37 protein-coding genes are annotated in these 22,718 nt (G+C 44.2%); 36 read left to right on the top strand and 1 reads right to left on the bottom strand.

What is annotated here, in order from left to right:
- Positions 1–9 precede the first annotated feature (9 nt).
- The 36 genes from rpsG to sucD all read left to right on the top strand — a co-directional run bounded on the left by rpsG (position 10) and on the right by sucD (position 21,342).
- The gene (gene rpsG, locus IPM34_07015; GenBank protein MBK8955290.1) at positions 10–477 is read left to right on the top strand and encodes a 30S ribosomal protein S7; all 468 of its coding nucleotides are present in this window, start codon (positions 10–12) and stop codon (positions 475–477) included.
- A gap of 15 nt (positions 478–492) precedes the next feature.
- Positions 493–2,646 (top strand): elongation factor G, encoded by a 2,154-nt coding sequence (gene fusA / locus IPM34_07020; protein MBK8955291.1) that lies wholly within the window; start codon positions 493–495, stop codon positions 2,644–2,646.
- A 32-nt stretch (positions 2,647–2,678) separates the two neighbouring features.
- Entirely contained in the window at positions 2,679–2,987 is a 309-nt protein-coding gene (gene rpsJ, locus IPM34_07025; protein MBK8955292.1) for a 30S ribosomal protein S10, read from the top strand.
- Positions 2,988–3,064: 77 nt separating this feature from the next.
- The gene (gene rplC / locus IPM34_07030; GenBank protein MBK8955293.1) at positions 3,065–3,688 is read left to right on the top strand and encodes a 50S ribosomal protein L3; all 624 of its coding nucleotides are present in this window, start codon (positions 3,065–3,067) and stop codon (positions 3,686–3,688) included.
- 6 nt (positions 3,689–3,694) lie between these two features.
- Complete coding sequence (rplD, locus tag IPM34_07035) at positions 3,695–4,321, top strand: 50S ribosomal protein L4 (protein ID MBK8955294.1); 627 nt, start codon at positions 3,695–3,697, stop codon at positions 4,319–4,321.
- Positions 4,322–4,331: 10 nt separating this feature from the next.
- Positions 4,332–4,631, top strand: coding sequence for a 50S ribosomal protein L23 (rplW, locus tag IPM34_07040; GenBank protein ID MBK8955295.1), 300 nt, complete (start codon positions 4,332–4,334; stop codon positions 4,629–4,631).
- An 8-nt stretch (positions 4,632–4,639) separates the two neighbouring features.
- A complete protein-coding gene (gene rplB / locus IPM34_07045) occupies positions 4,640–5,470 on the top strand; it encodes a 50S ribosomal protein L2 (GenBank protein MBK8955296.1) in 831 nt (276 codons plus the stop codon).
- A gap of 11 nt (positions 5,471–5,481) precedes the next feature.
- Positions 5,482–5,745, top strand: a complete 264-nt coding sequence (gene rpsS / locus IPM34_07050; protein ID MBK8955297.1) for a 30S ribosomal protein S19 — start codon at positions 5,482–5,484, stop codon at positions 5,743–5,745.
- A gap of 22 nt (positions 5,746–5,767) precedes the next feature.
- On the top strand, positions 5,768–6,136 hold the full coding sequence (gene rplV, locus IPM34_07055; GenBank protein MBK8955298.1) for a 50S ribosomal protein L22: 369 nt from the start codon (positions 5,768–5,770) through the stop codon (positions 6,134–6,136).
- A gap of 21 nt (positions 6,137–6,157) precedes the next feature.
- On the top strand, positions 6,158–6,928 hold the full coding sequence (gene rpsC, locus IPM34_07060; protein ID MBK8955299.1) for a 30S ribosomal protein S3: 771 nt from the start codon (positions 6,158–6,160) through the stop codon (positions 6,926–6,928).
- Between the two features lie 51 nt (positions 6,929–6,979).
- On the top strand, positions 6,980–7,411 hold the full coding sequence (rplP, locus tag IPM34_07065) for a 50S ribosomal protein L16 (protein ID MBK8955300.1): 432 nt from the start codon (positions 6,980–6,982) through the stop codon (positions 7,409–7,411).
- Positions 7,412–7,422: 11 nt separating this feature from the next.
- The gene (rpmC, locus tag IPM34_07070; GenBank protein ID MBK8955301.1) at positions 7,423–7,629 is read left to right on the top strand and encodes a 50S ribosomal protein L29; all 207 of its coding nucleotides are present in this window, start codon (positions 7,423–7,425) and stop codon (positions 7,627–7,629) included.
- A 14-nt stretch (positions 7,630–7,643) separates the two neighbouring features.
- On the top strand, positions 7,644–7,901 hold the full coding sequence (rpsQ, locus tag IPM34_07075) for a 30S ribosomal protein S17 (protein MBK8955302.1): 258 nt from the start codon (positions 7,644–7,646) through the stop codon (positions 7,899–7,901).
- A 22-nt stretch (positions 7,902–7,923) separates the two neighbouring features.
- Positions 7,924–8,289 carry a 50S ribosomal protein L14 gene (gene rplN, locus IPM34_07080; protein ID MBK8955303.1) on the top strand — a complete coding sequence of 122 codons (366 nt, stop codon included), beginning with the start codon at positions 7,924–7,926 and terminating at the stop codon, positions 8,287–8,289.
- Positions 8,290–8,301: 12 nt separating this feature from the next.
- A complete protein-coding gene (gene rplX / locus IPM34_07085; protein ID MBK8955304.1) occupies positions 8,302–8,616 on the top strand; it encodes a 50S ribosomal protein L24 in 315 nt (104 codons plus the stop codon).
- On the top strand, positions 8,616–9,173 hold the full coding sequence (rplE, locus tag IPM34_07090) for a 50S ribosomal protein L5 (protein MBK8955305.1): 558 nt from the start codon (positions 8,616–8,618) through the stop codon (positions 9,171–9,173). Before rplX ends, rplE begins: the two co-directional genes overlap by 1 nt.
- Positions 9,174–9,182: 9 nt before the next feature.
- Complete coding sequence (rpsN, locus tag IPM34_07095) at positions 9,183–9,452, top strand: 30S ribosomal protein S14 (protein ID MBK8955306.1); 270 nt, start codon at positions 9,183–9,185, stop codon at positions 9,450–9,452.
- A gap of 20 nt (positions 9,453–9,472) precedes the next feature.
- Complete coding sequence (gene rpsH / locus IPM34_07100; GenBank protein MBK8955307.1) at positions 9,473–9,880, top strand: 30S ribosomal protein S8; 408 nt, start codon at positions 9,473–9,475, stop codon at positions 9,878–9,880.
- Between the two features lie 20 nt (positions 9,881–9,900).
- Positions 9,901–10,452, top strand: a complete 552-nt coding sequence (gene rplF, locus IPM34_07105; protein MBK8955308.1) for a 50S ribosomal protein L6 — start codon at positions 9,901–9,903, stop codon at positions 10,450–10,452.
- 29 nt (positions 10,453–10,481) lie between these two features.
- On the top strand, positions 10,482–10,832 hold the full coding sequence (rplR, locus tag IPM34_07110; protein ID MBK8955309.1) for a 50S ribosomal protein L18: 351 nt from the start codon (positions 10,482–10,484) through the stop codon (positions 10,830–10,832).
- A gap of 23 nt (positions 10,833–10,855) precedes the next feature.
- Positions 10,856–11,380 (top strand): 30S ribosomal protein S5, encoded by a 525-nt coding sequence (rpsE, locus tag IPM34_07115; GenBank protein MBK8955310.1) that lies wholly within the window; start codon positions 10,856–10,858, stop codon positions 11,378–11,380.
- A gap of 9 nt (positions 11,381–11,389) precedes the next feature.
- On the top strand, positions 11,390–11,569 hold the full coding sequence (gene rpmD, locus IPM34_07120) for a 50S ribosomal protein L30 (GenBank protein MBK8955311.1): 180 nt from the start codon (positions 11,390–11,392) through the stop codon (positions 11,567–11,569).
- 6 nt (positions 11,570–11,575) lie between these two features.
- Positions 11,576–12,022 (top strand): 50S ribosomal protein L15, encoded by a 447-nt coding sequence (gene rplO / locus IPM34_07125; GenBank protein MBK8955312.1) that lies wholly within the window; start codon positions 11,576–11,578, stop codon positions 12,020–12,022.
- Positions 12,023–12,031: 9 nt separating this feature from the next.
- Positions 12,032–13,387, top strand: coding sequence for a preprotein translocase subunit SecY (gene secY / locus IPM34_07130; protein ID MBK8955313.1), 1,356 nt, complete (start codon positions 12,032–12,034; stop codon positions 13,385–13,387).
- A gap of 11 nt (positions 13,388–13,398) precedes the next feature.
- On the top strand, positions 13,399–14,199 hold the full coding sequence (gene map / locus IPM34_07135; GenBank protein ID MBK8955314.1) for a type I methionyl aminopeptidase: 801 nt from the start codon (positions 13,399–13,401) through the stop codon (positions 14,197–14,199).
- A 33-nt stretch (positions 14,200–14,232) separates the two neighbouring features.
- Positions 14,233–14,451 carry a translation initiation factor IF-1 gene (gene infA / locus IPM34_07140; protein MBK8955315.1) on the top strand — a complete coding sequence of 73 codons (219 nt, stop codon included), beginning with the start codon at positions 14,233–14,235 and terminating at the stop codon, positions 14,449–14,451.
- 8 nt (positions 14,452–14,459) lie between these two features.
- On the top strand, positions 14,460–14,576 hold the full coding sequence (gene rpmJ / locus IPM34_07145; GenBank protein ID MBK8955316.1) for a 50S ribosomal protein L36: 117 nt from the start codon (positions 14,460–14,462) through the stop codon (positions 14,574–14,576).
- A gap of 17 nt (positions 14,577–14,593) precedes the next feature.
- Positions 14,594–14,971 carry a 30S ribosomal protein S13 gene (gene rpsM / locus IPM34_07150; protein ID MBK8955317.1) on the top strand — a complete coding sequence of 126 codons (378 nt, stop codon included), beginning with the start codon at positions 14,594–14,596 and terminating at the stop codon, positions 14,969–14,971.
- Between the two features lie 17 nt (positions 14,972–14,988).
- Entirely contained in the window at positions 14,989–15,375 is a 387-nt protein-coding gene (gene rpsK, locus IPM34_07155) for a 30S ribosomal protein S11 (protein MBK8955318.1), read from the top strand.
- 21 nt (positions 15,376–15,396) lie between these two features.
- Positions 15,397–16,008, top strand: a complete 612-nt coding sequence (gene rpsD, locus IPM34_07160) for a 30S ribosomal protein S4 (GenBank protein ID MBK8955319.1) — start codon at positions 15,397–15,399, stop codon at positions 16,006–16,008.
- Between the two features lie 35 nt (positions 16,009–16,043).
- Positions 16,044–17,042: a DNA-directed RNA polymerase subunit alpha gene (locus IPM34_07165; protein ID MBK8955320.1), complete on the top strand. Its 999-nt coding sequence runs from the start codon at positions 16,044–16,046 to the stop codon at positions 17,040–17,042.
- A 31-nt stretch (positions 17,043–17,073) separates the two neighbouring features.
- Positions 17,074–17,571, top strand: a complete 498-nt coding sequence (rplQ, locus tag IPM34_07170; protein MBK8955321.1) for a 50S ribosomal protein L17 — start codon at positions 17,074–17,076, stop codon at positions 17,569–17,571.
- A gap of 117 nt (positions 17,572–17,688) precedes the next feature.
- Positions 17,689–18,822 (top strand): glutamine-hydrolyzing carbamoyl-phosphate synthase small subunit, encoded by a 1,134-nt coding sequence (gene carA / locus IPM34_07175; protein MBK8955322.1) that lies wholly within the window; start codon positions 17,689–17,691, stop codon positions 18,820–18,822.
- Complete coding sequence (eno, locus tag IPM34_07180) at positions 18,815–20,101, top strand: phosphopyruvate hydratase (GenBank protein MBK8955323.1); 1,287 nt, start codon at positions 18,815–18,817, stop codon at positions 20,099–20,101. Before carA ends, eno begins: the two co-directional genes overlap by 8 nt.
- Before the next feature lie 36 nt (positions 20,102–20,137).
- Complete coding sequence (locus IPM34_07185) at positions 20,138–20,479, top strand: hypothetical protein (GenBank protein MBK8955324.1); 342 nt, start codon at positions 20,138–20,140, stop codon at positions 20,477–20,479.
- Positions 20,467–21,342, top strand: coding sequence for a succinate--CoA ligase subunit alpha (gene sucD / locus IPM34_07190; protein MBK8955325.1), 876 nt, complete (start codon positions 20,467–20,469; stop codon positions 21,340–21,342). Before IPM34_07185 ends, sucD begins: the two co-directional genes overlap by 13 nt.
- Positions 21,343–22,192: 850 nt before the next feature.
- Here the strand turns inward: sucD and IPM34_07195 are convergent.
- Positions 22,193–22,675 carry a fatty acid hydroxylase gene (locus IPM34_07195; protein MBK8955326.1) on the bottom strand — a complete coding sequence of 161 codons (483 nt, stop codon included), beginning with the start codon at positions 22,673–22,675 and terminating at the stop codon, positions 22,193–22,195.
- Between the last annotated feature and the right edge of the window lie 43 nt (positions 22,676–22,718).

The raw sequence follows: 22,718 nt of genomic DNA on the forward strand, positions 1-22,718 counted from the left end.
CCATCCTGCATGAGAAAACATAAACCAAAAAAGCGAATTCTGGAACCAGACCCAAGGTTTGGAGATACTCTGGTGACTCAGTTTGTGAACAACATGATCTGGCAAGGTAAAAAGAGTACCGCCTACAGCATATTCTATAAGGCCATGGACCAGGTGGAATCCAAACTCAGCGAGAATCCGCACGAAGTTTGGCAACGCGCCCTCAACAACGTCATGCCTCACATCGAGGTTAAACCAAAGAGAATCGGAGGCGCCACATTCCAGATCCCTCAGGAAATGAGACCGGCCCGCAAAACGGTGACCGCCATCAAATGGCTGATCAAATATTCGCGTTTGCGCGCTGGAAAAGGAATGGCCGACAAACTTGCCAACGAAATCATTTCAGCCAGCAAGAACGAAGGAGCTGCTGTTAAGAAAAGAGAAGACACACATAAAATGGCAGAGGCCAACAGGGCTTTCGCACATTTCAAATCTTAATAATCTGAGTAAAGGATGTCAAAGGATCTAAAATACTTGAGGAATATCGGAATTGCGGCGCACATCGATGCGGGTAAGACAACGACCACAGAACGCATCCTTTATTATACAGGGCTTACTCACAAAATCGGAGAGGTGCACGATGGTGCAGCCACGATGGACTGGATGGCACAGGAACAGGAGCGTGGTATTACCATTACTTCTGCGGCTACACAGACCAACTGGAACTGGAAAGAGCAGTCCTATACCGTTAATATTATAGATACTCCCGGGCACGTGGATTTTACCGTGGAAGTGAACCGTTCGCTGAGAGTACTCGACGGACTGGTTTTTCTCTTTAGTGCCGTTGACGGGGTAGAGCCTCAGAGCGAAACCAACTGGAGGCTGGCCGATAACTATAAGGTACCCAGACTGGGTTTTGTCAATAAAATGGACCGCCAGGGTGCCGATTTTTTTAATGTAGTGAGTCAGGTGCGCACCATGTTGGGTTCCAAAGCAATTCCTTTGCAGGTTCCCATCGGCGCGGAAGAACACTTTACCGGTGTGGTGGATCTCATTACCAACAAAGCCATGATCTGGGACGAAGCTTCCAAAGGAATGTCTTATAAAGAAATTCCAATTCCGGCCGATATCGCTGATCAGGTACAGGAATGCCGCCAGGAACTCATCGAATCGATTGCCGAATACGACGACGATCTGATGGTTAAATTCTTCGACAACCCCGATACCATTACCGAACAGGAAATGATCAACGCCATCCGTTCTGCAGTGTGCGATATGAAATTCGTACCCATGCTTTGCGGTTCGGCTTTTAAAAATAAAGGCGTTCAGGCTGTGCTGGATGCAGTTTGTGCTTACCTTCCTTCTCCGGTCGATGTGGAAGCGGTAAAAGGTACCCATCCGAAAACAGAGGAAGAATTGCTAAGGAAACCTTCAGCTACCGATCCTTTCGCTGCATTGGCATTCAAGGTGGCTACCGACCCCTTCGTGGGCCGTTTGGTTTTCATGCGCGTCTATTCAGGCCGTCTCGATGCAGGTTCGTATGTAATGAAAGTACGTACAGACAAAGACCGGATCATCATGGAAAAAGAGCGTATTTCCAGATTGTTCCTCATGCATGCCAACGATCGTAAATCCATCGAATTTGTAGAAGCAGGCGACATCGTTGCAGCTGTTGGTTTTAAAGATATTAAAACTGGAGATACCCTCTGCGACGAGAACAATCCGATCATCCTGGAATCTATGGTATTCCCGGAACCGGTGATCTCTATCGCCATCGAACCGAAAACACAGAAAGATCAGGATAAACTGGGTATGTCTTTGGCGAAATTAGCTGAAGAAGACCCAACCTTCCGCGTGTTTACCGATGAAAATACGGGCCAGACCATCATCAGCGGAATGGGCGAGTTGCACCTGGAGATCATCGTCGATCGCCTCAAGCGCGAGTTTGGCGTAGAATGCAACCAGGGTGCTCCTCAGGTAAATTATAAGGAATCGATGACCAAAACGGTAACCCACCGCGAACGTTTGAAAAAGCAAACGGGGGGTTCGGGTTTGTTTGCCGATATGGAATTTGACATCGGTCCTGCCGACGAGACTTTCCTCGAAAGCGACGAATACAAAAATGGCAAAACCAGAATGCAGTTCGTTTGGGACGTATTCGGGGGTGCCATCGATAAAGCATACATCCAACCGATCATCAAGGGTTTCGAATCGATGATGAACAACGGGATCTTAGCCGGATACAACCTCGAAAACATGAAGATCCGTGTATTCGACGGCTCTATGCACTCGGTCGACTCCAAGCCACAGGCTTTCGAACTTTGTGCAAAGGACGGCTTCCGCGAAGCGGCTCCTAAAACAGGTCCCCAATTGATGGAACCCATCATGAAACTGGAGGTGATTACTCCGGATGAATACGTAGGTCCGGTTATCGGCGACCTCAACAGAAGGAGAGGGATGCCCAAAGGTCAGGAGCAAAGAATGGGAGGCGCTGTGGCCATCCAGGCTGAAGTGCCACTTTCCGAAATGTTTGGTTATGTGACCCAGTTGCGTACCATTACCTCAGGAAGAGCAAGCTCAACCATGGAGTTTTCACATTATTCACCGGTGCCCAAGCAGGTCGCTGAAGAGATCATCGCCAAGGCGAAAGGAACCGTGAAAGTATAGTTAGTAAAAATTGAATAGTAATATATAAAGGCATGAATCAAAAAATTCGGATTAAACTTCGCTCTTACGATCACAACCTGGTCGATAAGAGTACGGAGAAAATTGTGAAGACAGTGCGCAGTAGTGGCGCAGTTGTTGCTGGTCCGATTCCGCTGCCCACTGAGAAAGAAATATTTACCGTGCTCAAATCACCGCACGTAAATAAGAAAGCTCGTGAGCAGTTTCAACTTCGGACACACAAACGGCTCATCGAGATTTATACGCCTACCAATAAAACGGTAGATGCGTTGTCGAAACTCGAACTGCCCAGTGGAGTAGACATACAGGTTAAATTGTCTTAAGCGTCTTCCATCCTGTTTTTTTGAGGTTTCCCGTCAAACGGAGATCTTATTTAATAACATCATTAAAATCACATATTGTGAACGGATTAATTGGAACTAAAGTCGGCATGACGAGTATCTATGACAAGGACGGCAAATTTATTGCCTGTACCGTTGTAGAAGTTTCTCCGAATGTAGTTACACAGGTTAAAACAGAGGAATCCGATGGGTACTCTGCTTTGCAGTTTTCCTATGGAGAAGCCAGGGCCAAAAATGCCAATCAGGCGATTACAGGCCATTTCAAGAATGCAAATACCACTCCCAAGAAAAGCTCTGTGGAGTTCAGGGATTGCAGCCTTGAAAAACAACTGGGAGACCAGGTGGAAGTTTCTGAAGTGTTTGCCGAAGGAGATGTCATTCACGCCAGTGGGATCTGTAAGGGAAAGGGATTTCAAGGGGTCATCAAACGCCACGGTTTCGGTGGGGTTCAGAATGCTACGCACGGTCAGCACAACAGATTGCGTGCTCCGGGTTCTATCGGCGCTTCTTCCTATCCTTCTAAAGTAGTGAAAGGATTGAGAATGGCCGGCCAGAAAGGAAATACCAACATCAAAGTGAGGAATCTGAAAGTTGCCAAAATAATGCCCGAAAAAAATCTTCTGCTGGTCAGAGGCGCAATTCCGGGACATAAGGGTTCTATTGTAATCATTGAAAAAAAATAAGCAGGCATGAAACTGGATGTACTGAATATTCAAGGAAAAAGCACCGGCCGCAGTATCGAACTGCCCGATAATATATTTGGGATCGAACCCAATGAACACGTCCTCTATCTGGCTGTAAAGGCCTACATGGCCAATCAAAGACAGGGTACTCACGATTCTAAAGAGCGCAACGAAGTAGCCCGTTCAACCAGAAAGATCAAAAGACAAAAGGGTACAGGTGGAGCGAGAGCAGGGTCTATGAAAAACATCACTTTCAAAGGGGGTGGTCGCGCTTTTGGTCCGCACCCAAGAGATTATACGCAGAAATTAAACAAGAAAGTAAACCAGCTTGCTCGTAAATCAGCGCTTTCTCAAAAAGCAGCAGGTGAAGGCATCGTTGTGGTGGAAGACATTCAGATGAATGAGATCAAAACACGCGAATTTGCTGGCATCATGAAAAATCTTCAGGTCGATAAAGTAAAGACCCTGGTCGTTACGCCCGACTACAATGAAACGATTTACATGTCCAGCCGAAACATTCCTTGCGCGGATTTGAGGGTAGCAAAAGATCTGAATACCTACGATATTCTGAATTGCAAAAAACTGGTTCTGACCGAATCCAGCATTGGTAAAATAAGTGAAACACTAGCTTAATCGCACAGAAATGAAAAAGCAAATCATCATCAGACCGGTGGTCACTGAAAAATCAGAGATCCTCTCTACAAAAAAGAACCAATACACTTTTTTGGTAGCCAGAGACAGCAATAAAATTGAGATCTCCAAGGCCATCGAAAAAATGTACAGCGTTACTGTCGATTCTGTGAATACCGCAGTGATGCCGGGCAAACCGAAAACGAGAAATACGAGAAGTGCTGTGTTGAAAGGACAAAAAGCTGCTTACAAAAAAGCTTTTGTGAGCCTGAAAGCCGGCGATGAAATAAACATATTTGGTGACGAGAAATAATAAACGATATGCCAGTTAAAAAACTAAATCCGATTACTCCCGGAATGCGTTTTCGCGTTCAGCTGACGCATGAGGAGATCACCGCAGCCAAACCGGAAAAATCACTGGTCGAAAGCATCAGTTCGCACGGAGGCCGCAACAACCAGGGAAGACGTACCATGCGCTACCGGGGTGGTGGTCACAAAAAGCAATATCGTAAAATCGATTTTCTGAGAGATAAAGATGGTATTCCGGGAAAAGTAAAATCCATTGAATACGATCCGAATCGCTCTGCGCATATCGCTTTATTGAACTATGTCGATGGAGAAAAAAGATACATCATCGCTCCTCACGGTCTCAAAGTTGGCGATAGCGTTATGAGTGGAAAAAAAGCCACTCCCGATGTTGGAAACTCTTTGTTTTTAGAGGACATTCCACTCGGTTCTCCGATCCACGCAATCGAGTTGCACCCGGGTCAGGGAGCTTGTCTGGTGAGAAGCGCAGGAACTGCAGCCATCATGATGGGTAAGGAAGACCGCTATGCATCGATCAAAATGCCTTCCGGTGAGATCCGCAAAATTCTGTCTGTGTGCAAAGCGACGATGGGAAGTACTTCCAATCCGGATCACAGTCTGGAGCGTATCGGTAAAGCCGGTCGTAACAGATGGCTGGGATGGAGACCAAGAAACCGGGGTGTTGCAATGAACCCTGTAGATCACCCGATGGGTGGTGGTGAAGGACGCTCTTCCGGAGGACATCCAAGATCCAGAAAAGGATTGATCGCCAAAGGAGCTAAAACGCGTTCGCGCAAGAAGCATTCGTCTAAACTCATTATTTCCAGAAGAAAAACAACCAATTAATAACGATTCTTATGTCAAGATCTATTAAAAAAGGGCCTTTTGTTCACCACAAGCTGATCGAGAAAGTTCAAAAAGCAAAAGCAAGTGGAAAGAAAACCGTGATCAAAACCTGGAGCAGGGCTTCGGTGATCTTCCCCGATATGGTGGGCGAAACAATAGCCGTACATAATGGAAAAACATTCATCCCTGTCTATGTTACTGAAAACATGGTGGGCCACAAACTCGGAGAGTTTTCACCTACACGTACTTTCAGAACTCATGCAGGTAACAGATAATAAAAATTAAAAAGCAAAACAGATGGAAGCTGTAGCCAAATTGCGCAATTGCCCGATGTCGCCACGAAAAATGAGATTGGTCGTTGATCTGATCCGTGGTAAAAAAGTAGGAGATGCACTCAATATTTTGAAATTCACCAAAAAGGAAGCCTCTGTTTGGTTGGAGAAATTGTTGTTGTCTGCCATCAATAACTTCGAACAAAAACACGGAGAAGGCTCTGCCGAAACGGCCGACCTGTTTGTAAAAACAGCTTTTGTCGACGGCGGAATGATGCTGAAACGTTTTCAGCCAGCGCCTCACGGACGTGCACACAGGATTCGCAAACGCCGAAATCATGTGACGCTGATCGTGGGCGGAAAAAATGAAACTCAAATTCAACAAGAAGATTAATAAAAAATACAACTTACACTAATGGGTCAAAAAGCAAATCCGATAGGTAATCGACTGGGCATCATCAGAGGCTGGGACTCCAACTGGTTTGGAGGAAAAGCATTTGCTCAGAAAGTAGTGGAAGACGAAAAGATCAGAAACTACCTCAATGCCCGTATTGAAAAAGGAGGACTGGCGCGCATCATCATCGAAAGAACGCTGAAGCGCATCACGGTATCGATCCAGACTTCAAGACCAGGGATTATCATTGGAAAAGGTGGATCGGAAGTGGACAGCATCCGCGAGGAATTGAAAAAACTCACCAACCAGGATATTCAGATCAACATTCTGGAGATCCGTAAACCCGAGTTGGACTCGGCTATCGTCGGTGAATCCATTGCAAAACAGATCGAGTCGAGGATCAACTACCGACGCGCGATCAAAATGGCGATCCAATCAACGATCCGCGCAGGCGCTGAAGGAATTAAAGTCCGCATTTCCGGTCGATTGAATGGTGCGGAAATGGCTCGTTCGGAAGAATATAAAGAAGGACGTATCCCACTCCATACCTTCCGGGCCGATATCGATTATGCCATCAAAGAAGCACAAACGGTTTATGGTAAAATCGGGATCAAAACCTGGATTTGTAAAGGAGAAGTATTTGCGAAGAGAGAACTTTCTCCACTGGTTGGACTCGAAAAGAAAGAAACCAAGGGGGGTATGGGTTCCGGCCAGGGTAGAAGAGGCGGCGGCGGCGACCGCGATCGCGACGGAAGAGACAGGAGGTCTGACCGTGGCGGAAAAAGGAGATAATAATTTTAAATAGTCGTAATTTTGCGATTCTTTTTTTAAAAGGTAAAGAATATGTTACAGCCAAAACGCCTCAAGTACAGAAGGCAACAGAAAGGAAGGATTAAGGGAATAGCCCACAGAGGCACAACCATTGCATTTGGCACCTTTGGATTAAAGGCTCTGGAAAGCAGCCGCCTGACCAATCGCCAGATCGAAGCTGCGCGTATTGCCATGACCCGTCATATGAAAAGGGAAGGAACGGTTTGGATCCGCATTTTCCCCGACAAACCGATTACTGCTAAACCAGCAGAAGTGAGGATGGGTAAGGGTAAAGGAGCACTCGATCATTATGTAGCCGTGGTAAAAGCCGGTACCGTGATGTTTGAGATGGATGGAGTTCCTTACAATATTGCGGCGGAAGCTTTTGCACTGGCTGCTCAAAAACTGCCGATCAAAACCAAAATTTCGATTCGCAGAGAATTCCAAAATTTAGCAACCGCTTAATACAGAGAAATATGGCATTGAAAAAATACAGCGAATTCGCCGGACTGGAAACGGAAATCCTCGAGAGGGACCTGAATGCGGCCGTTGCAGAGTGGCAGCGTCTCAGACACGAGCACAAGATCAAAGGATTGCAGAATCCCGTACAGATCAGGCACGTGCGCAGGGAAATTGCCCAAATGAAAACAGAACTTTCAAAAAGAACAACATCTATAGCTTAAAAATCATATTTGGAATGGAACAACGGAATTTAAGAAAAACGAAAGTAGGGGTCGTAAGCTCTAACAAAATGGAAAAGACCATTGTCGTTAAAGTCGAGCGCTCTATGTTGCACGACAAATATGGCAAGAGGATGAAAAAAACCAATAAGTATTTCGCACACGATGAGAAAAATGAATGCGGAATAGGCGATAGGGTAAAAATTATGGAAACCAGACCCATGAGCAAGAACAAAACCTGGCGTCTGGTAGAGATTATTAAAAAAGGTGAATAATTAAAGCTAAAAACAGAGTCGAATGATACAGCAGGAATCCAGATTAAATGTAGCAGACAACAGCGGAGCCAAAGAGGTTCTTTGTATCCGCGTACTCGGTGGTACTAAAAGACGCTATGCCTCTGTTGGCGATAAAATAGTCGTAACAGTAAAATCAGCAACACCAGGCGGTGTAAAAAAAGGTACGGTTTCAAAAGCTGTTATCGTAAGAACTAAAAAGGAGATCCGCCGCAAAGACGGTACTTATATCCGTTTCGACGACAATGCAGTGGTCTTGCTGACGGCATCAGACGAACCCAGAGGTACGCGTATTTTCGGCCCCGTAGCCCGCGAACTCAGGGAGAAGGATTATATGCGTATTGTTTCATTGGCACCTGAGGTGCTTTAAATCATTACAGACATGAAGAAGTTTAAAATAAAAACGGGAGATAAAGTTGAGGTGATTGCTGGTTCCAATAAAGGAAAATCAGGAATCGTTTCACGCGTGATCATCGATAAGGATCGCGCCGTGATCGAAGGGATCAACATCGTAAAGAAACACACCAAACCGACCAACAACAATCCTGGCGGTATTGTGGAGATGTCTGCTCCGATTCATATTTCAAACCTCTCACTTCTGGATCCCAAAAGCGGTAAACCTACACGCGTAGGTTACAAAACCGAAAATGGTAAAAAAGTTAAAGTATCTAAACAATCGGGTGAAATAATTAAGTGATGAGCTACCAGAACAGATTAAAACAACATTACCTGACCAACGTGGTGCCGGTACTTCGGGAAAAATTCAATTACAAATCGGTAATGGAAGTTCCCAGGCTGGTTAAGATCAGCATCAACCAGGGTGTAGGTTCGGCGACGCAGGATAAAAAGCTGGTCGATATTGCTATCAATGAAATGACGACCATCACCGGACAAAAAGCAGTGGCTACCATGTCTAAAAAAGCGGTATCCAACTTTAAACTCCGCGAGAAAATGCCCATCGGTGCAAAAGTTACCCTCCGGAGTGACCGCATGTACGAATTTTTAGATCGTCTGATCACCGTGGCTTTACCAAGGGTACGCGACTTCAGGGGTGTGAATGACAATTCATTCGACGGAAGAGGAAATTATACGCTGGGTGTAACCGAGCAGATCATATTTCCGGAAATCGACCTCGATAAGATCAATAAAATTGCAGGTATGGATATTACGATAGTGACCACTGCAAAAACAGATGCCGAAGCTTATGAATTGCTGAAGCACATGGGTATGCCTTTTAAAAATCAGAAAAATTAATTTGAATATATGTCCAAGAAGTCCATCATCGCTCGCCAGGAAAAACGCGAAAAGACGGTAGCAAAATACAAGGAGCTTCGTTTGAAACTCAAAGCAGAAGGAGATTACGATGCCTTGAGCAAATTGCCTAGAAATGCTTCCCCTGTCAGGTTGAAAAACAGGTGTCAGCTCACGGGCAGGCCCAAAGGTTACATCAGGAGATTTGGCCTTTCAAGAAACGTCTTTCGTCTCATGGCCCTCGATGGAAAAATTCCTGGAATTGTAAAAGCAAGTTGGTAGTTTAATTAAAGTAAAAATTTATGTCAGCAGTTACCGATCCAATAGCAGATTATCTAACGCGTATCCGCAACGCCCAGCAGGCAGGATTCCGCATTGTAGATATTCCGGCATCCAATGAGAAAAAACGCATTACAGAGATCCTGTACAACTATGGGTATATTCTCAAGTATAAGTTTGAAGAAACCGAAAACCATCAGGGACTGATCCGCATCGCACTGAAATACGATGTGGTGACCCGTTTGCCGCTGATCCGGCAACTAACACGCGTTAGTAAGCCGGGCAGAAGGATCTACACCAAAGCCGACGATATTCAAAGAGTCATCTCGGGCTTGGGAATCGCCATCATCTCAACATCCAAAGGTTTGCTTTCCGACAAAGAAGCGAAAAAAGCAAACGTGGGTGGAGAAGTATTGTGTCATATTTATTAAAAAACAACAAACCGAATCGCATGTCACGAATAGGTAAAAAAATAATTAAAGTTCCCGCAGGAGTGGATGTTAAAATTGAAAAAACATCCGTGACGGTCAAAGGACCCAATGGAACTTTATCCCAGCGGATTGATCCGGATATGTCTATTAAAATTGAGGATGGGGAAATGCAGGTGTTAAGACCTACAGATCAGAAAAGACATAAATCCATACATGGTCTTACCCGGGCTTTACTCAGCAACATGGTGACCGGAGTGACCGATGGGTTCAGAAAAGAAATGGAATTGGTTGGGGTAGGTTATCGTGTGACCAACACCGGAAATCTTCTCGAAATTTCTGTGGGTTATTCGCATCCGATCTATTTCGCCATTCCTTCCGAGTTGAAAGTCGAAACAGTTACTGAAAAAGGATCGAATCCAAAAATCATTTTGAAAGGTTCCGACAATCAGTTGATTGGTCAGGTTTGTGCAAAGATCAGAGCGATGAAGTCTCCTGAACCATTCAAAGGCAAGGGTATCAAGTTTGCCGGAGAAATATTGAGAAGAAAAGCTGGTAAGTCAGCAGGAAAATAAAATTCGTTAAAAGCAAGATTAAACGTATCATGAAGAATACGAAAGTTACCAAAAGACAAAAAATCAGATACCGCATCCGCAAGTCTGTGAATGGTACTGCAGAGAGACCACGTTTGGCTGTTTTCAAAAGCAATACGGGCATTTACTGCCAACTCATCGACGATCTGAATGGCCATACGCTTTGTGCAGCTTCATCCAGGGAAAAATCTATGGAAAAAGCAAGCAAAACCGAAATGGCTAAGAAAGTAGGTGCGATGATTGCCAACAAAGCACAGTCCATGAAAATCCAGTCAGTGGTTTTCGACAGGGGTGGTTTTATTTATCACGGACGTGTAAAAGCTCTCGCCGAAAGCGCACGCGAGGGAGGACTTCAATTTTAATAAATCGTTTAGAAAAATAGATCATGGGAAAAACGCATGTTGTAAAAGTTAAAGCGGCAGGTGAAACTGAATTGAAAGAAAAACTGGTAGCGCTCAACCGCGTAGCCAAAGTTACCAAAGGAGGAAGAACGTTTAGTTTTTCAGCTTTGGTCGTTGTTGGAGATGGGCATGGAATTGTCGGGCAAGGCATAGGAAAAGCAAGAGAGGTATCGGATGCCATTTCCAAAGCGGTTGATGATGCAAAAAAGAATCTGATCAAAGTGCCTATCCAAAAAGGAACGATAGCTCACGAACAGAAAGGAAAATTCGGAGCAGGCAGGGTTTTTATTAAGCCGGCTGCAGACGGTACCGGTGTTATTGCGGGTGGTGCGATGAGAGCAGTTCTCGAAATTGCCGGAGTCCACAACGTATTGGCCAAATCCATCGGTTCTTCCAATCCGCACAATGTGGTTAAAGCAACACTCGATGCACTGACAAAAATCAGAAGCCCATACGATGTAGCCAAAGAAAGAAAAATTGACTTAGTAAATGTATTTGAAGGATTTTAATCAAACATGATGTCGAAAGTAAGAATCACTCAAACGAAAAGTATCATCAAAGCAAACAACAACCAGAAGTTGACCATTCAGGCACTGGGTCTTCGTTGTCCGCATGATGTTGTCGAATTGGAGCACACTCCTCAGATTGAAGGAATGTTGAAAAAAGTAAATCATCTTGTTCACATTGAAAAGATTTAAAGGAATATGGAACTGTATAATTTAAAACCGGCAAAAGGAGCCACACACAAAGAAAAAAGAGTGGCCAGAGGAGAAGGTTCAGGACATGGCGGTACTGCCGGGAAAGGACATAAGGGTATGAAAGCCCGTTCTGGTGCAACCACTACAAAAGCATTCGAAGGAGGTCAGACTCCATTGCAAAGAAGGTTGCCGAAATTTGGATTCCGCAATGTAAATCGCATCGATTATAAAGAAGTCAATTTATCAACACTGGAGAAGTATGCTGCAGATTATGGAGCAACAGAGATGGATCAGGAGTTCTTTATAAAAAATAAAATTTTCAACAAAAGCGACCGGATCAAATTGCTGGGTAATGGCGATGTAACAAAAGCTTACAAATTAAAAGTACATGCATGCTCTGCTTCAGCCAAGTCAAAAGTAGAAGCTGCCGGAGGTTCTGTTGAATTGATTTAATCTTAGAAAATGAAAAAGCTAATAGAGACTTTTAAGCATATCTGGAGCATAACAGAATTAAAAGATAAAATTATCTACACCCTTACGTTGCTGATCATCTTCAGGGTAGGATCATTTATCGTATTGCCGGGTGTGGATCCCGGAATTCTGGCCCAGAAAACGACCAATGCTTCAAACAGTCTTTTCGGTCTGATCTCGAGTTATACAGGTGGAGCTTTCGACAAAGCTTCGATCTTCGCACTGGGTGTAATGCCTTACATCACGGCATCGATCATTATTCAGTTGCTCGGTTTTGCGGTGCCATATTTCCAAAGGCTGCAGCAAAAAGAAGGGGAGTCCGGCAGAAAAAAATTGAACCAGATCACAAGAATGCTCACCGTTTTGATTACTCTTGTTCAGGGCGGAGGATACCTCACCTATGTAAAATCTATGGGTGCGGTGGATCCGAATGTGAGCGCGTTTGTCTTCTGGTTTTCCAACAGCATTATTCTTGCTGCAGGTACTGTCTTCTGTATGTGGATAGGAGAGCGCATTACCGACCGCGGTATAGGCAACGGAATTTCTTTGCTGATCATGATTGGTATCATAGCAAGTTTGCCTTCGGCATTTGCATTTGAATTGAATACACAGCAGTTGCTTTTATTCCTGCTCGAATTAGTCATCTTATTCCTCATCGTCATTGCATGTATCCTGGTCATTCAGGGAGTCCGTAAGATTCCGATCCAGTTTGCCAAGCGAATGGTAGGAAGGGGAGCAGGTTCGATGCCGGTTGGAAATAACCGGGACTTCATTCCGCTTAAAGTCAATGCAGCCGGAGTAATGCCTATCATCTTTGCTCAGGCCATTCTGTTTCTGCCTTTGACCGCAGTGCAGTACATGACTTCAGACCCGACTCTGGGTACTACAGGTTTCCTCGGGGCCATTACGGATCCTTATGGATTCTGGCACAACTTTTTTACGTTTCTATTGGTGGTTGGATTTACCTATATCTACACGGCTTTGATCGTAAATCCTCAGAATTATGCCGAGTACCTGAAAAGACAAAATGCATTCATTCCCGGCGTAAAACCCGGAGAAGATACAGAAGAATTCATCGATTCGACCACAACGCGCATCACGCTTCCAGGTTCGATATTTTTAGGATTTTTAACCATTTTACCATCCATTGCGGTGTTGTTTGGAGTAAATCCCGAATTCGCCAGATTTTTCGGAGGTTCGTCGGTACTGATCATGGTGGGGGTTATACTGGACACCCTTGCAGTAGTTGAATCTTATCTGCTCATGCGCAAATACGACGGACTGGTCAAATCAGGACGTATTGAAGGCCGTTTCAGTCAGGGCGTTGGTCCGGTTGTCAACGGTTAAGCTGGCTCGAAATGGTTTACCTCAAAACAGAGGAAGAGATCCAGAAAATCAGAAGTAGTGCTTTACTGGTAAGTCAGACTTTAGCCGAAATAGCAAAAGTCCTTAGGCCGGGTGTGACCGGGCTTGAATTAGACAAGTTGGCGGGTACCTTCATCAGAGACCACAATGCTACCCCGGCATTCAAAGGGTACAACGGATTTCCTGCCAATCTCTGCATTTCCTTAAACGAACAGGTCGTACATGGCATTCCGAATGACCAGCCGATCAAAGAAGGGGATTTGGTTTCGGTAGATTGCGGAGTCCAGTGCGATGGTTTTTTTGGAGACTCGGCTTATTCATTTGCAGTCGGCCAGGTTCGCGATGACATCCTTATGTTGATGCAGGTGACCCTGAAATCCTTGTGGTTGGGTATCGAACAAGCTGTGGCCGGTAACCGAATCGGGGACATCAGCGCGGCTATACAGGATTGTGCAGAAGGAAAACACCATTACGGAGTGGTGCGGGAGCTCGTAGGACATGGAATCGGCAGGCAATTGCACGAACCCCCCGAGGTGCCCAATTTTGGTAAAAAAGGAAGAGGAATGGTCCTTAAAGAAGGACTGGTAATAGCAATAGAACCCATGATCAACCTCGGAACCCACCGGGTAAAGCAATTGAAGGATGGCTGGACCATTATTTCACAGGACAAAAAACCTTCAGCGCATTACGAACATACGGTGGTTGTGAGAAAAGATAGGGCAGAATGCCTTTCAGACCACAGTATCATCGAAACTTCCGTGAAAAATAACAAAGAATTGACAGAAATTGCGTAAAAAGATAGATATTTGCACTCCGAAAAAAATTAGATGGCAAAAAAAGACCTGATAGTCCAGGATGGAATCATAGAAGAAGCCCTTTCAAACGCCATGTTTAGAGTTAGACTTCAAAATGACCACCTGATCATCGCCACGATTTCCGGGAAGATGAGGATGAATTATATCAGGATTTTGCCAGGCGATAAAGTTTCGGTAGAAATGAGCCCTTACGATTTATCGAGGGGACGAATAACATATAGATATAAATAATTAAAGGCATGAAAGTCAGGACCTCCGTAAAAAAACGCACCGCTGATTGCAAGTTTGTCCGCAGAAAGGGCAGGCTTTATATCATTAACAAGAAAAATCCAAAATTTAAACAACGTCAAGGTTAGTTTTAAACTAAACATATATGGCTCGTATATCAGGAATAGATTTACCAAGAAACAAAAGAGGCGTCATAGGCCTCACTTACATTTATGGAATCGGCCCGACATCGGCTAAGAATATTCTTGCCAAGGTTGGACTGAATGAAAGTGTACGCGTTCAGGACTGGTCAAATGATCAGGTTCAAGCCATTGCCAAAGTGATCCAGGAGGATTACAGAGTCGAGGGGGAACTTCGTTCTGATGTACAGTTGAGCATCAAAAGGTTGATGGATATTGCCAGTTACCGGGGTATTCGCCACAGAAAAGGGCTGCCGGTGAGAGGACAAAGAACGAAGACAAATGCACGTACGCGTAAAGGAAAGCGTAAGACGGTTGCAAACAAGAAAAAAGCTACTAAATAATTCATAGTTGAGATTTTATGGCAAAAGGTAAAAAAGCAAAAAAGAGGAAAGTCAAAGTCGATGCCGATGGTTTGGCTTACATTCAGGCAACTTTCAACAACATCATCATTTCACTGACCAATAAAACAGGTGAGGTGATTTCGTGGGCAAGCGCAGGCAAATCGGGTTTCAAAGGTTCAAAAAAGAATACGCCGTTTGCAGCACAGATGTCCGCCAACAGTGCAGCATCAACCGCTTATGAAGCGGGCATGCGTTCTGCTGAAGTCTATGTAAAAGGCCCGGGCTCCGGAAGAGAAGCGGCCATTCGCGGATTGGATTCTTCGGGTATCCGCATTACTAAAATTACGGACTTGACGCCTATTCCGCACAATGGATGCAGGCCTCCAAAACACAGAAGGGTTTAATTTTAAATTTGAATAGGAAGCATGGCAAGATATACTGGACCGGTTACTAAAAAATCAAGATCTTTTGGACAATCCCTTACCGGATATGACAAATCATTTGAACGCAAAAAATATGCTCCGGGTCAGCATGGTCCGTCGCGCAGAAAGAAGCAGCGTTCGGATTATGCATTGCAATTGATCGAAAAGCAAAAAGCAAAATATACCTACGGAGTGCTCGAAAGACAATTCAGAAACATTTTCCAGGATGCTCATAAGAAAGGTGGCATTACCGGGGAAAATCTGTTTCAATACCTCGAGGCCCGTTTGGATAATACAGTTTACAGGATGGGAATTTCACCTACGCGTAAAGGTGCCCGTCAGCTGGTTTCTCACAGACACATCATGGTCAATGGAAAACTGGTCAACATACCGTCTGCAAGACTTAGACCGGGAGACGTGATTACCGTTCGAGGCAAATCTCAGGGTCTCGAATTCATCCGCCACAATGTTGCACAAAAAACCGATACGCGCAAATTTTCATGGCTGGAATGGAATTCTGATAAAATGGAAGGAAAATTTATTCAATATCCTACCCGCGATCAGGTTCCGGAACCGATCAACGAACAGCTTATTGTCGAATTGTATTCTAAATAATTTGGGAGTTACCCTTTACAATAAATTATTCAAACATGAGCATATTAAACTTTCAAAAGCCGGATAAAATTATTCTTCAAAAATCAACCGACTTTGAAGGAACGTTTGAATTCAAACCTCTCGAACCTGGTTTTGGACAAACTGTTGGAAATTCTTTGAGAAGGATTTTATTGTCTTCTCTCGAGGGCTTCGCTATTTCGTACGTGCGAATTGCCGGGGTCGAACACGAGTTTTCAACGATCAAGGGAGTTATGGAAGATGTCGTTGAAGTCATCCTGAACCTGAAACAGGTAAGGTTGAAGCCTGCCATGGATGCCAATAGCCTTAAAGAAGAAAAAATCTATATTTCCATCAGCGGAAAAGACGCATTTGTTGCCGGAGATATCCAAAATGCAACCAATGTATTTACCGTCACCAATCCCGATCTGGTAATTTGCAGAATGGAACCTTTTGTAAATCTGGAATTGGAATTGACCATTTCCAAAGGAAGAGGTTATGTACCTGCCGATGAAATGATCACTAAAGATCTGCCTATCGGAATCATCCCGGTGGATGCCATTTATACTCCTATCAAGAAAGTTTCATACGGTGTTTCAAATACCCGTGTTGGTCAAAAAACAGACTTCGAAAAACTGGTACTCGAAGTAAAAACGGATGGCACGATTCATCCCGAAGATGCCGTTAAGGAAGCAGCCAGGATCATGATTCAACACCTGATGTTGATCACTGACGAAAACATCACTTTTGAAGATTCAGTTCGCAAGGAAGATGTCATCGTCGACGAACACATTCTTCACATGCGCAAATTGTTGAAGACTCCATTAGAAGATCTCGACCTCAGCGTGAGAGCTTACAACTGTCTGAAAGCAGCTAAAATCAACAGCCTTTCTGAACTGGTTCGTTACGATACACATGAATTGTTGAAATTCAGAAATTTCGGTAAGAAGTCTTTGGTTGAAATTGAAGAATTGCTGCAGTTGAAAAATCTGAGTTTCGGTATGGACCTCAGCAAATATAAATTGGACGAAGAATAATAGTTAATCATAGTTAGCAAACCACATTGCCATGCGTCACGGAAAAGCATTTAACCACTTAAGCAGAAAAAAGGGTCACCGGGTTTCTTTGTTGAGAAATCTCGCGATCTCGCTGATAAAACACAAAAGGATCAATACAACGCTGGCAAAAGCAAAAGCGTTGAGAGCTTTTATTGAGCCCTTGATCACAAAATCAAAAAACAATACAACACACTCAAGAAGAATCGTGTTCAGTTACTTGCAAAACAACGATGCGATCACGGAATTATTCGGAGCCGTTTCAGCTAAGGTAGCAGAAAGACCGGGAGGGTATACCCGGGTGATCCGTACAGGATTCCGTTTGGGAGATGCTGCCGAAATGGCCATGATCGAATTGGTCGATTACAATACTGAAATGATTTCTGCTTCCAAATCAACAGCACCGGAAGCAGTTGTTAAGAAGACCAGAAGAAGCCGCGGTAAGAAGAAATCTGAAACAGATTCAGCGGAGAATGCAGAGAATTCAACTCAGGAAGAAACAAATAGTTAAATATAAAAAGCGGCTTCAGGCCGCTTTTTTTTTGGCCTTTTAAAAATTGAGGTCCCGATATTCGGAAGGCCGCTATCAAGGTTATATATTTGCAAAAATTTAATATAAATATCATAAATGTCAATTGCTGCTCAGACGAATGCTTTTCTCCTGCTCGAGGATGGCAGTTTTTTCGAAGGATTTGCGGCTGGTAAAAAAGGTACGGTTGGTGGGGAGATCTGCTTCAACACCAGTATGACCGGATATCAGGAAATTTATACAGATCCGAGCTATTATGGTCAGATCATGATCAACACCAATGTGCATATTGGCAATTATGGTGTCGTGCATGCCGAATCAGAATCGGATTTGGTTCAGATCAGAGGATTGGTATGCAGAAATTTTTCAGACCATATGAGCAGACCTTTGGCTCAGGACTCGCTCCAGTCTTTCCTCGAGTCAAACAACATTCTGTGTATTCATGGAATCGATACCCGGGCATTGGTCCGGCATATCCGCATCCACGGAGCCATGAATGCCGTTATTTCCACAGAATGTGACGAAATAAGCAAGTTAAAGTCTTTTCTCCAGTCGGTGCCTTCTATGGAAGGACTGGAACTGTCCAGCATTGTGACTACCCAAAATCCATACTTCTTTGGAGATCCCCAGGCAACCTACAAGGTCGCAGTTATGGATTTTGGAATCAAGAAAAGCATCCTCAGGCAATTGGAAAAAGCAGGTTTCTATGCACAGGTATTTCCTGCGAAAACAGATTTTTCGGAAATCAACAAATGGAATCCGGATGCCTTTTTCTTTTCCAATGGACCGGGTGATCCCATGGCGATGGATTATGCATTGCAAACCGTCCATCAAATACTTGAACTGCGAAAACCGGTATTTGGGATCTGCCTGGGTCACCAATTGTTAAGCATCGCAATGGGTGTACCTACTTTCAAAATGCATCACGGTCACCGGGGAGGAAATCATCCCGTGCTCAACTTAAATACCGGATTGGGCGAAATAACCAGCCAGAATCACGGATTTTCTGTCGACTATGACAAACTATTGTCTAAATCTTCTGAGATCAAGTTGACCCATGTCAACCTGAACGATAAATCCGTAGAAGGAATTGAACATAAAACGCATCCGTTTTTTGGTGTTCAATACCATCCGGAGGCGGGTCCGGGTCCACATGATTCCCGATATTTGTTCGGACAGTTCTATAATAAACTGGTAAACTTGTACCAACCAACAAGCATGACCCATGAGTGAGATAATTGATATTCGTGCCCGGGAGATTCTCGACAGCCGCGGCTTTCCAACCATTGAAGTCGAGGTAGAAACAAAATATGGAATTATCGAAAGAGCTGCGGTTCCCTCAGGAGCTTCGACCGGAAAACACGAGGCTCTGGAATTGAGAGACGGAGAATCCAACAGATATAAAGGAAAAGGGGTGTTGCAGGCTTGCGCGTATGTCGAAGAAGACCTGGCTGAAATATTGATTGGCCTGCAGGTGAATCAACAACGGGAGATCGATCAATTGATGATCGAATCAGACGGCACAGAAAATAAATCGCAATTCGGAGCCAATGCAATGCTGGGAATTTCGCTGGCTGTGGCAAAAGCAGCAGCAGCTGAAGCCGGGCTACCCCTGTATCGCTATGTAGGGGGAGTCAATGCCTCCTTACTTCCCGTACCGATGATGAACATCATCAATGGTGGAGCGCATGCCGACAATAAACTCGATTTTCAGGAATTTATGATCATGCCCGTTGGTGCAACGAATTTTACCGAGGGTCTGCGAATGGGTGCAGAAGTGTTTCATACGCTTAAAAAAGTATTGAAAGAAAAAGGCTATTCGACCAATGTTGGCGATGAAGGTGGATTTGCTCCAAATTTGCGGAGTAACGAAGAAGCCATTGATTTGATCCTCTCTGCAATTCAGCAATCCGGGTACAAAACCGGAACCGATCTGGTACTTGCCATGGATGCGGCAGCCAGCGAATTTTACGACGAAAAATCCGGGAAATACGTATTCCATAAATCGGGCTCCGAACCACTGGATTCATCCGGAATGGTACAAAACTGGAAACGCCTGGTCGATCAATATCCCATATACTCTGTTGAAGATGGTATGGCCGAAGACGATTGGGATGGCTGGAAAGAAATGACTCAGGTTTTATCCTCCAAAATACAGTTGGTAGGGGATGATCTCTTCGTCACCAACCCCAAAAGAATTTCCAGAGGGATTAAAAGCCAAACAGCCAATGCTGTGTTGATCAAAGTCAATCAGATCGGCACACTCAGTGAAACCATCGATGCCGTGCAGTTGGCTCAAAGAAGTAAATACAATTGCGTGATGAGTCACCGGTCGGGCGAAACTGAAGACACCACGATTGCAGATCTGGCAGTGGCTTTGAATTGCGGGCAAATAAAAACGGGCTCTTTGTCGAGATCAGACAGAGTCGCCAAGTACAATCAGCTGTTAAGAATTGAGCACGAATTGGGCACTCAGGCCATCTATCCGGGAAAAAGAATATTTGATAAATAAATATTATATATATTTGCCTAATATTCCCGTGATTAGATGCCAAAATTGGAATCTCATACCCGATTACTTTATACCTTAAAAAACTGGATCATCAAGCTCAGATATCTCCTGAGTATTGGGTTTTTTTTCATTTACATGTTGTTTTTCGACCAATATAGGCTACCGGTAGCATGGTCCATTTATTCGGATGTCAAAAAAATGGAGGCCGAGAAGCTGGAATACCAGAAATTAATTTCAAAACTTAGAGAGGATAAGCGTGATTTTGAGAATAATTATGAGAAATTTGCACGGGAAAAGTATTTCATGTCCCGCTCAGACGAGGACGTATTTATCATCAAACAGAATTCTCCTAAGAACAATCAAACATGGCAGTTTTAGTTGGATCCGGATCCAGGGTGATCGTCCAGGGATTTACGGGTAAAGAAGGCAGTTTTCATGCAGAGCAAATGATTGCTTATGGCACTCCTCTTGTCGGGGGTGTGACTCCGGGAAAAGGGGGTCAGATGCATTTGGATCGCCCTGTCTTTAATACGGTCAAAGATGCAGTAATAAATGAAGGAGCCAATACCTCAATAATTTTCGTTCCACCTGCTTTTGCTGCAGATGCCATCATGGAAGCCGCAGAAGCCGGCATTCTGGTGATCGTGTGCATTACAGAAGGCGTGCCGGTTCAGGACATGTTGAAAGTGAAGCAATATTTAAAAAATTATCCTACTCAGCTGATAGGCCCCAATTGTCCTGGCATCATTACTCCGGGAGAAGCCAAAGTAGGCATTATGCCGGGTTTTATTCATAAAAAGGGGCATATCGGAATTGTATCGCGTTCCGGTACTTTAACCTATGAAGCGGTCGACCAGGTCACAAAAGCTGGTATGGGACAATCTACCTGTATCGGTATCGGCGGAGACCCTATTCCCGGTACAACCACGCTTGAAGCCGTTCAATTACTGATGGCCGATTACCAAACAGAAGGGATCGTAATGATTGGCGAGATCGGCGGGAATATGGAAACCGAAGCAGCCGAATGGATCAAAGCTTATGGAAACAAGCCCGTTGTCGGTTTTATTGCCGGCAAAACCGCTCCAAAAGGCCGTAAAATGGGTCATGCCGGTGCTATTATTGGCGGAAAATCCGACACCGCTGAAGCTAAAATGGAAGTGATGGCAGCCTGTGGCATCCATGTGGTGCAATCACCGGCGGATATCGGTTCTACAATGAAAGCTGTGCTGAATAGAGCTTAGGATTGAATTCCCTTTAACCTAGCGACATTTAGCAATTCATATTTTATCCCTGACGGGATAATGTAGTCATAGTTCCAAGGATTCATTTGTTTCCAAACTCCATCCATGTAATCTTATTGGGTTAGCATCTAAGAAACAACATTGCTGGCTCCGCCAGGGTGTTCGATTTGAATATTATTTGGTTTTCAATAAAAATTCGGGAAGTTTCCCGCAGATGCCGCAAATTACGCAGATAATTTATTGGCGTGAATCCAAATCTGCAGGTAACCAACCTCGATTATGAAAACAAAAACAATCGATCAAGTTAATTTTATGGGGAGTAGCCTAGATTAAGAAGGTTTGGTTAATTTAAAAAGGCGCAAGGCATAAGGTAGTCGCTAACATTTGCCACGAAGGCTCAAAGTTTCACAAAATCGGATCTTTTGCTATAAGAATTTACTCCCCTTACAATTAACTTGCCCCTAAACAATTTCCATTCGAAACGGGATCCAAGCCCCGTAGGGATCCAAGCCCCGTAGGGGCGTCATCCACGTAGCAGAATCATCATTGCATCAAATCACAAACCCCGTATAGATCCAAGCCCCGTAGGGGCGCCATCTTCGTAGCATCATCATTGCATCAAATCACAAACCCCGTAGGGATCCAAGCCCCGTAGGGGCGTCATCTTCGTAGCAGAATCATCATTGCATCAAATCACAAACCCCGTAGGGGTGACATCTTTCGAGCGTACCGTTCGTATACACCAATAGAAGCCATATGGCAATTTTAAACGAAGATCCAAGTGAAATTACTTTCCCGAAATAAAATATATCGAGATTTATTTTAAAACCAGATCAACATCAAAGCGATTTTAGGATTGCACCCTTTCTTCCGCTTTCTTCTTTTTGATGAAATAACGAGGATGCACGATCAGCATTCCGAAAGATTCTCCATCTTCTTTTGTCGTTTTGGAGTGGTGAGCACCATGCGCCCGCAACACGGCTTTAGAGTATTTATTATCGAGTTGTTTGAACCAATTGAATCTTCGGTGTATGTACACGTCGTGAACTAAAAAATAACACAAACCATAAATTGATATTCCAATACCTATAAAAAGGAGGAACCTCCATTCCGGATATAAAGACCCCAACATATAACAAAGCGCAGAAGGAATGGCGAAAACCAAAAAGAAACGGTCGTTCTTCTCCCAAAATCCCTTTTTCAAATGAATCGGATCGTGATGATCTGCATGCCAGGACCAAAGAATCCCATGCATGACGTACTTATGCGTAAACCACGCCATGAATTCCATGAAAAAGAATGAAAAGACAATCAAAACCAGAGCTGTAAACATATCTCATTCAAGTGTTAGTAAATAACAAGTATTCAGCTCCCTT

It is taken from the genome of Saprospiraceae bacterium (assembly GCA_016716185.1).
Classification (GTDB): domain Bacteria; phylum Bacteroidota; class Bacteroidia; order Chitinophagales; family Saprospiraceae; genus Vicinibacter.

What these genes read in the sequence shown, in the direction of transcription:
- rpsG (MBK8955290.1), top strand. Translation starts at nt 10, where the DNA reads ATGAGAAAACATAAACCAAAAAAGCGAATTCTGGAACCAGACCCAAGG.
- fusA (MBK8955291.1), top strand. Translation starts at nt 493, where the DNA reads ATGTCAAAGGATCTAAAATACTTGAGGAATATCGGAATTGCGGCGCAC.
- rpsJ (MBK8955292.1), top strand. Translation starts at nt 2,679, where the DNA reads ATGAATCAAAAAATTCGGATTAAACTTCGCTCTTACGATCACAACCTG.
- rplD (MBK8955294.1), top strand. Translation starts at nt 3,695, where the DNA reads ATGAAACTGGATGTACTGAATATTCAAGGAAAAAGCACCGGCCGCAGT.
- rplW (MBK8955295.1), top strand. Translation starts at nt 4,332, where the DNA reads ATGAAAAAGCAAATCATCATCAGACCGGTGGTCACTGAAAAATCAGAG.
- rplB (MBK8955296.1), top strand. Translation starts at nt 4,640, where the DNA reads ATGCCAGTTAAAAAACTAAATCCGATTACTCCCGGAATGCGTTTTCGC.
- rpsS (MBK8955297.1), top strand. Translation starts at nt 5,482, where the DNA reads ATGTCAAGATCTATTAAAAAAGGGCCTTTTGTTCACCACAAGCTGATC.
- rplV (MBK8955298.1), top strand. Translation starts at nt 5,768, where the DNA reads ATGGAAGCTGTAGCCAAATTGCGCAATTGCCCGATGTCGCCACGAAAA.
- rpsC (MBK8955299.1), top strand. Translation starts at nt 6,158, where the DNA reads ATGGGTCAAAAAGCAAATCCGATAGGTAATCGACTGGGCATCATCAGA.
- rplP (MBK8955300.1), top strand. Translation starts at nt 6,980, where the DNA reads ATGTTACAGCCAAAACGCCTCAAGTACAGAAGGCAACAGAAAGGAAGG.
- rpmC (MBK8955301.1), top strand. Translation starts at nt 7,423, where the DNA reads ATGGCATTGAAAAAATACAGCGAATTCGCCGGACTGGAAACGGAAATC.
- rpsQ (MBK8955302.1), top strand. Translation starts at nt 7,644, where the DNA reads ATGGAACAACGGAATTTAAGAAAAACGAAAGTAGGGGTCGTAAGCTCT.
- rplN (MBK8955303.1), top strand. Translation starts at nt 7,924, where the DNA reads ATGATACAGCAGGAATCCAGATTAAATGTAGCAGACAACAGCGGAGCC.
- rplX (MBK8955304.1), top strand. Translation starts at nt 8,302, where the DNA reads ATGAAGAAGTTTAAAATAAAAACGGGAGATAAAGTTGAGGTGATTGCT.
- rplE (MBK8955305.1), top strand. Translation starts at nt 8,616, where the DNA reads ATGAGCTACCAGAACAGATTAAAACAACATTACCTGACCAACGTGGTG.
- rpsN (MBK8955306.1), top strand. Translation starts at nt 9,183, where the DNA reads ATGTCCAAGAAGTCCATCATCGCTCGCCAGGAAAAACGCGAAAAGACG.
- rpsH (MBK8955307.1), top strand. Translation starts at nt 9,473, where the DNA reads ATGTCAGCAGTTACCGATCCAATAGCAGATTATCTAACGCGTATCCGC.
- rplF (MBK8955308.1), top strand. Translation starts at nt 9,901, where the DNA reads ATGTCACGAATAGGTAAAAAAATAATTAAAGTTCCCGCAGGAGTGGAT.
- rplR (MBK8955309.1), top strand. Translation starts at nt 10,482, where the DNA reads ATGAAGAATACGAAAGTTACCAAAAGACAAAAAATCAGATACCGCATC.
- rpsE (MBK8955310.1), top strand. Translation starts at nt 10,856, where the DNA reads ATGGGAAAAACGCATGTTGTAAAAGTTAAAGCGGCAGGTGAAACTGAA.
- rpmD (MBK8955311.1), top strand. Translation starts at nt 11,390, where the DNA reads ATGTCGAAAGTAAGAATCACTCAAACGAAAAGTATCATCAAAGCAAAC.
- rplO (MBK8955312.1), top strand. Translation starts at nt 11,576, where the DNA reads ATGGAACTGTATAATTTAAAACCGGCAAAAGGAGCCACACACAAAGAA.
- secY (MBK8955313.1), top strand. Translation starts at nt 12,032, where the DNA reads ATGAAAAAGCTAATAGAGACTTTTAAGCATATCTGGAGCATAACAGAA.
- map (MBK8955314.1), top strand. Translation starts at nt 13,399, where the DNA reads ATGGTTTACCTCAAAACAGAGGAAGAGATCCAGAAAATCAGAAGTAGT.
- infA (MBK8955315.1), top strand. Translation starts at nt 14,233, where the DNA reads ATGGCAAAAAAAGACCTGATAGTCCAGGATGGAATCATAGAAGAAGCC.
- rpmJ (MBK8955316.1), top strand. Translation starts at nt 14,460, where the DNA reads ATGAAAGTCAGGACCTCCGTAAAAAAACGCACCGCTGATTGCAAGTTT.
- rpsM (MBK8955317.1), top strand. Translation starts at nt 14,594, where the DNA reads ATGGCTCGTATATCAGGAATAGATTTACCAAGAAACAAAAGAGGCGTC.
- rpsK (MBK8955318.1), top strand. Translation starts at nt 14,989, where the DNA reads ATGGCAAAAGGTAAAAAAGCAAAAAAGAGGAAAGTCAAAGTCGATGCC.
- rpsD (MBK8955319.1), top strand. Translation starts at nt 15,397, where the DNA reads ATGGCAAGATATACTGGACCGGTTACTAAAAAATCAAGATCTTTTGGA.
- IPM34_07165 (MBK8955320.1), top strand. Translation starts at nt 16,044, where the DNA reads ATGAGCATATTAAACTTTCAAAAGCCGGATAAAATTATTCTTCAAAAA.
- rplQ (MBK8955321.1), top strand. Translation starts at nt 17,074, where the DNA reads ATGCGTCACGGAAAAGCATTTAACCACTTAAGCAGAAAAAAGGGTCAC.
- carA (MBK8955322.1), top strand. Translation starts at nt 17,689, where the DNA reads ATGTCAATTGCTGCTCAGACGAATGCTTTTCTCCTGCTCGAGGATGGC.
- eno (MBK8955323.1), top strand. Translation starts at nt 18,815, where the DNA reads ATGAGTGAGATAATTGATATTCGTGCCCGGGAGATTCTCGACAGCCGC.
- IPM34_07185 (MBK8955324.1), top strand. Translation starts at nt 20,138, where the DNA reads ATGCCAAAATTGGAATCTCATACCCGATTACTTTATACCTTAAAAAAC.
- sucD (MBK8955325.1), top strand. Translation starts at nt 20,467, where the DNA reads ATGGCAGTTTTAGTTGGATCCGGATCCAGGGTGATCGTCCAGGGATTT.
- IPM34_07195 (MBK8955326.1), bottom strand. Translation starts at nt 22,675, where the DNA reads ATGTTTACAGCTCTGGTTTTGATTGTCTTTTCATTCTTTTTCATGGAA.